The following is a 5574-nucleotide window of genomic DNA, read 5'->3' on the forward strand; positions in this document are numbered from 1 at the left end:
GGGTGACACCTCGACGCTGGCCGACCCGGCCGTCGTCGATGATCTGGTCGCCAACCGGCAGAACAAGAAGAGCTGATGCAGGCCGCGCTGGGCACTGTCAGCGAACTCTGGCGCTATCCGGCGAGTTCGCTTGCCGGCGAGCGCCTGAAAACAATCTCGGTCGACGTCGAGAGCATCGACGGCGACCGCCTGTTCGGCCTTGTCGACGTGTCCGACAACGAGATCGCACGACCGGACCGCGACGCGAAATGGCACAAGGTGCCGCGCATCCGCACCCGGCTGTCGCCGACCCTGGAACTCGAGATTGCCGTTCCCGAGGGCGACTGGCTGGCCGCGCCAAGCATCGAGAGCGACCGCGCGGTGTCGGCCTATCTCGGCTTCGAGGCCTCGCTCCGTCCGTTTCGCCGCGAGAATGCCGGGCCTGACTATTCCGGCCCGCTGACCGCGGAGCGCTACCGCAAGGCGCCGATTCATCTATTGACCACGGCTTCGCTGGCACGCCTGAAAGCATTGCACCCGGAAGGGGTCGCCGACCCGCGCCGCTTCCGCCCCAACATCGTTGTCGACATGGCGGCCATCGAAGGCTCGTTTCCCGAAACGGAATGGATCGGCCGCAAGCTTGCCGTCGGCGATCTCCTGCTGACCATCTCGGAACCCTGCCGCCGCTGCGGTTTCACCATTGTCGCCCAGGATGGCTTCGACCATGATCCGGCGATCCTGCGCAACCTGGTCCGTCACAACGCCCATAATCTCGGCGTCTATTGCACGGTCGACAGGCCGGCGCGCGTCGAAGTCGGCGACGCGATGCGCTTCCTGTAAGCTATCGATACAGATCCGCCCGTGTCGGCGGCAGGCCGCTTGGACCGCGCGCGCGCTTGGTCACGACGGTCTGGAAAATCTGTGCCGATGCGCGCTCGAAGGTGATCGAACAGCCCGTCAGGTAAAGCAGCCATAGCCGCGCCCTGGCCTCGCCCACCTCGGCGATTGCCTCATCGAAGCGGGCCTGCAGCCGCTCGGCCCACAGCCTGCAGGTGCGGGCATAGTGCTCGCGCAGGTTCTCGACATCGTAGACGAGAAAACCATGCGCCTCGAGATTGCCTGTTGTCATGCCGATGGTGTCGAGTTCGCCGCCGGGAAAGATATATTTGAGCAGCGCCTTGAACTCCGGCCCCTTGCGCAAGGTCTTCTTGATGTCGCCCTTGCTGCGCCGGGTGATGGCGTGGTGCAGATAGATGCCGCCCGGCTTCAGCAGGCGATGAATGGTCTTGAAATAAGTCGCATGGTTGGCGAGCCCGAGATGTTCGAACATGCCGATCGACGAGATCTTGTCGAAGCTGCCGGTGAGTTCCGCATAGGATTTGATCTCGATGGTGATGCGGTCCTCCAGCCCCTCGGCGCGAATGCGTTCGCGGGCCAGCTCGGTCTGCGCCTGCGACAGCGACACACCGTGGCCGACGACGCCGTAGTTCTTTGCCGCATGGATCAGCATGGCGCCCCAGCCGCAGCCGATGTCGAGCAGTCGTTCGCCCGGTTTCAGCCGGAGCTTGCGGCAGATGTGGTCGAGCTTGTCGACCTGGGCCTCGTCGATGCCATTGGCGAAATCCTTGAAGTAGCCGCAGCTATAGACCATGCGCTCGTCGAGAAAGAGCCGGTAGAAGGCGTTCGAGATGTCATAGTGATGCTGGATCGCCTCCTGGCTCGAACCGCTGACATAGGGATTGCGCCCCGACAGATCGGTCCGCGCGCTCATCTGCTTGCGTGCCAAAAGCACGGAAGGCAGGTCGCGCAGGATCGCCATTTTCGGCAGCGACTTGAGCTTGGTTCTGAGCTTGCCTTGCGACGGCAGGGCATAAAAATCGAAGATCGTCCCGTCTTCGATGTCGATGGTCTTGGAAATCCACATCTCGATCAGCGTCGACAGGGACGGTCGCTTCACGATCTGCCAGACGATGTCCTGGTCGTTGATGGTGAGCACCGGACCAGTGGCGGGGCCTATCCGCTCCCCGGTCCACAGCCTGACCGCAAAACCCGGCTTCAATGTTTCGATCACCGTTCGAACGATGCGAGCGGCCTTTTCGGCTGCCTCCATGCGATTCCTCCGAATGCTGGCTCAGGGGCAGAAGTTTGCCCGGTCGGCCTGGCAATCGCAAGCCGGCCCGCACCAGGCCCGCCCCTTGGTTAATTTCAGACCTGCACCTTGTCTTTTGCTGCAATGCACCCCATCATGAGTATGTGTTCAACAAATCGAAAGGAGGTGATCCGATGTCGAGTGATTTCGTTTTCCAGAACGTGGCCTCAGCGGATTGCACTTTCGGGAAGCAGTCTTCCCGTTAAGGCGCGAAATGCGCGGCGGCTGACCTGATAGGTCATCGCCATGGGCCGCGCCACGGACGGAAACACGGAAGGCCGCCGGCTTCGAAAGAAGCGGCGGCCTTTTCCGTTTGCGGACCAGACTACTGGGTCAATGCGATCTTTTCGGTGTTGCGAATGATTTCCTGAAAGGCGTCGTCCAATTCGGCTCCGGTGGACACGTCGAAGAAATGCCTCTTGGCGGCGGAGGTATCCTTCGACGAACAATCCTTCAGCACCGCCTTTGCCTGGTCCCGCTCGGTTGTCGACATATCCTTGTCGTCCAGATCGAAGCCGATGGTGAAAATCTCGATGCCGTCGTTTTTCATGTTGTCGCACAGCGTTTCGGCGTTGCCGCGCGCAAGGGTGCCCTGCCTGTTGTAGCTGTCCCCAGCACCGGCGAAGGCCGTATTGAACTGGCCATCGGTCATCAGGATCGCGACCTTGGCGATCTTCTTCGGATCGGCATCCGAGGCACCCTTGCCAAGACCGGCATTCCTGATCGCAGTGCGCCATTGCGGCGACAGCATATAATAGGTCCACTGAATGGCGATCGCGCCGGCCGTAAACCCATTGGCCCGGAAGTCCTCGATCGATTCAAGCAAGGCATCGGAATCGGCGGTCAGCGGGATCACTTTCGCATCAGGGCACCTGTTCATGTCCCCGTCACCGAGATGATCGTCCCGGTTGACCAGAGCATAGTATTTCTTGCCGTTCCCGTCGGTGCGGACAGTATCCGGGCCGTCGGCGCTCATATCCGCGTTGCCGTTCTTGTCCTTGCGCTCGGTGGCGCAATTGTCGGGGCGTGGCATCGCCGCGCCGACAATGGAGATGTAGTCGCTGAAGGACGGCAGCAGATTTTTGCCCGTCTTGGCGACGAGAAGCGGACTGCCGGCGACGGGTGGGAGCTCAGTGCTGGCTTGTTTTTCGGCATAGACGTTTTCCGCCAGCTTGCCGGCGTTGACGCCAGATGCATAAGGCACAATCGCGACGCGGATGCGGGGGTTCTGCGGATCCTGTTTCTGCAGCATCGTCTGGACGGCGTTTTTTGCAGCTGTTTTCAGATCGCCGATTTTGTCGACCTTGCCGCGCTTGGCCATCGACCCCGTTATGTCGAGCATCATCGCCACTTCGACGGTCTTGTCCGAATAGAGCGCCGTCGTGGAGGCGGCGACGCGTTTCATGTCGCCCGTGCCAAAAATCGGGAAATACAGCCCGACATCGACATGGGCGTCAGCCTGGACCGTCTTGGCGGTCCTGTTGACGATCAGCCTGTCGAGTACGATCTGGTCGGCCTGCAGAATGCCTGCCTGGCTGTTGGCGTCGAGAAAGGCCTGCACCGATTTGTTGGCATCGGCTTCCTTGATGGCGCCGGTCGTTAGGTCGCGTGCCGTCGATGTGACCGCGGCGTCGACGACGCCTTGGAGGCTCGATCTGGCATTGTAGAGCTGCGATACGTTGACCGAGAAGCCAACAGCCAGCGCCAAGACCGAGGCGCTGAGGCCGAACAGGATTGCGAAATTTCCACCGCGATCCCTGGCGAACCCGCCGATCGCGTGAACAAGACCCCCGTAATTCCGCATCCTACAGCCTCCATTCGCCTCGGCCTCGTCGCCGCGGACAGGGCAATGCAGGATTCCCGCCGGATGACGCCGCTGGCTGGCAGAAGGCCGGCCGCTTGCCGCCAAATCATTGTTTTTGTTCGGCTTCAAGCTCCGCAAAGGTGAATGACTGGTAAACAGAAAAGCGCGGCCGCGGCTGCGTTTACGAGCCGGTTACCATGCTCAAGACGAAGCAATCACGGAATCCCGATGACGTCCTGTTGCGGGACAGGGTCCGTGTGCCGAAGCGGGCCAGTTGTCCCGAGACTGCAGGGCGCGAAATGATCGGATCCAACGCCTCCGGCCGTCGAAAGACCAAAGCGCCATCACGTTTGAAAACCAGGGCCGCTTTTGGCCGCGCCTCAAGGGGGTGTTGAGATTCAGGTCAGGCCAGGTCGAAAATGATGGCTTTCGAGAACCGGAGCGGAGCGGACATTTGGTCCGTGAGCACCGGAAGCGCAGAAAGCCGTCATTTGCAGACCGGCCTCACCTGAATCGACATACCGTTAGGCCAGCATCTGTGCGCCGACGGTCCTGTCGATACCGTGGTAGGGCGGGTTGAACAGATTGCCTTCCTGTTCATAGGTCCATACCTTGAACAGGCTGAGCCGGTGGGCGCCGAAACTATGCAGCAGCGGCACGTCGGTGGCGTCGCGGCCGCGGGCGATGACGATGCGGCCGATTCTTGGCGTGTTGTGGCGAGGATCGAACGTGTACCATTTGCCGTCGAGGAACACTTCCAGCCACGCCGAAAAGTCCATCGGTGCCGGATCGGCTGGCACGCCGATATCACCGAGATAGCCGTTCACATAGCGTGCCGGAATATTCATGCAGCGGCAAAGCGTGATCGCCAGATGAGCGAAGTCGCGGCAGACCCCGACGCGTTCCTCATGCGCCTGAGCCGCCGTGCGGGTCGAGCGCGCATAGCCATAGCCGAACGACAGCCGGTTGTGGACATAGTCGACGATCGCCTGCACGCGCGCCCAGCCGGACGGAATGTCGCCGAAGAGCTGCCAGGCCAGGCTGCTCAGATGATCCGTCTCGCAATAGCGGCTGCCCAGGAGATAACCGAGAACTTCGTCCGGCAGGTCCGCCACCGGCACTTCCCTGGCCAGCGTGTTTACCTCGTCCGTCTCGCCGCTGTCCTCGACGACCGCGTCGTACAGGATGCGAAAACCACCGGCGGGCGCTGTGAAGCGCCGGCAGGCATTGCCATGCAGATCGTGGTACAGCCTTGTCGGCACCGCGGGCGAGGTCAGCACCCGCGTCTGCCGCTTGATATCAGCCTGCCTGTCCCGATGGATCTCGAGCACTGAAATCACCGGCGTGGCGGCTACGCATTCGATGGCGATTTCATAGCCGAGCCGGATCAGCATCGTTGGTCCCCCCTTCGATCTTGTGAGAAGCAGTCCTTCCCAAACGCCCGGAGGATACCGTGGTTCCCTGGGCCGATCGAAAAGCCCACCCCGTGTCTTCCCCTGCCGCGGTCGAGACGTTAGGTTCGGCAACCCCACCAGCGCTCCCCGCACTCAAGGAAACTCATGTATTCAAGCAGAAAATTCGCGGCCTTCCTCTTCGCCATGGACGGCACGCTCATCAATTCCATCGCCTCGGCGGAACGGGT

The 5574-nt window shown here is 61.4% G+C and carries 4 protein-coding genes and 1 pseudogene; 2 read left to right on the forward strand and 3 right to left on the reverse strand.

Features of this window, described 5'->3' with window-relative positions; translation table 11 throughout:
* Nucleotides 1–75: 75 nt before the first annotated feature.
* On the forward strand, nucleotides 76–819 hold the full coding sequence (locus tag EN994_RS15775; protein WP_063169460.1) for an MOSC domain-containing protein: 744 nt from the start codon (nucleotides 76–78) through the stop codon (nucleotides 817–819).
* A 1-nt stretch (nucleotide 820) separates the two neighbouring features.
* Here the strand turns inward: EN994_RS15775 and EN994_RS15780 are convergent, their stop codons facing one another.
* The 3 genes from EN994_RS15780 to EN994_RS15790 form a co-directional block, all read right to left on the reverse strand.
* Entirely contained in the window at nucleotides 821–2089 is a 1269-nt protein-coding gene (locus EN994_RS15780) for a cyclopropane-fatty-acyl-phospholipid synthase family protein (protein ID WP_063169461.1), read from the reverse strand.
* Nucleotides 2090–2453: 364 nt separating this feature from the next.
* Entirely contained in the window at nucleotides 2454–3932 is a 1479-nt protein-coding gene (locus EN994_RS15785) for a pilus assembly protein (protein WP_063169462.1), read from the reverse strand.
* A 524-nt stretch (nucleotides 3933–4456) separates the two neighbouring features.
* Nucleotides 4457–5326 carry a transglutaminase family protein gene (locus tag EN994_RS15790; protein ID WP_013529017.1) on the reverse strand — a complete coding sequence of 290 codons (870 nt, stop codon included), beginning with the start codon at nucleotides 5324–5326 and terminating at the stop codon, nucleotides 4457–4459.
* A 165-nt stretch (nucleotides 5327–5491) separates the two neighbouring features.
* Between EN994_RS15790 and EN994_RS36130 the strand changes: the two are divergent.
* Nucleotides 5492–5574: pseudogene (locus tag EN994_RS36130) on the forward strand (HAD family hydrolase); the annotation flags it as partial.

Source organism: Mesorhizobium sp. M7A.F.Ca.CA.002.09.1.1 (assembly GCF_003998555.1).
GTDB classification, from domain to species: Bacteria; Pseudomonadota; Alphaproteobacteria; order Rhizobiales; family Rhizobiaceae; genus Mesorhizobium; species Mesorhizobium ciceri.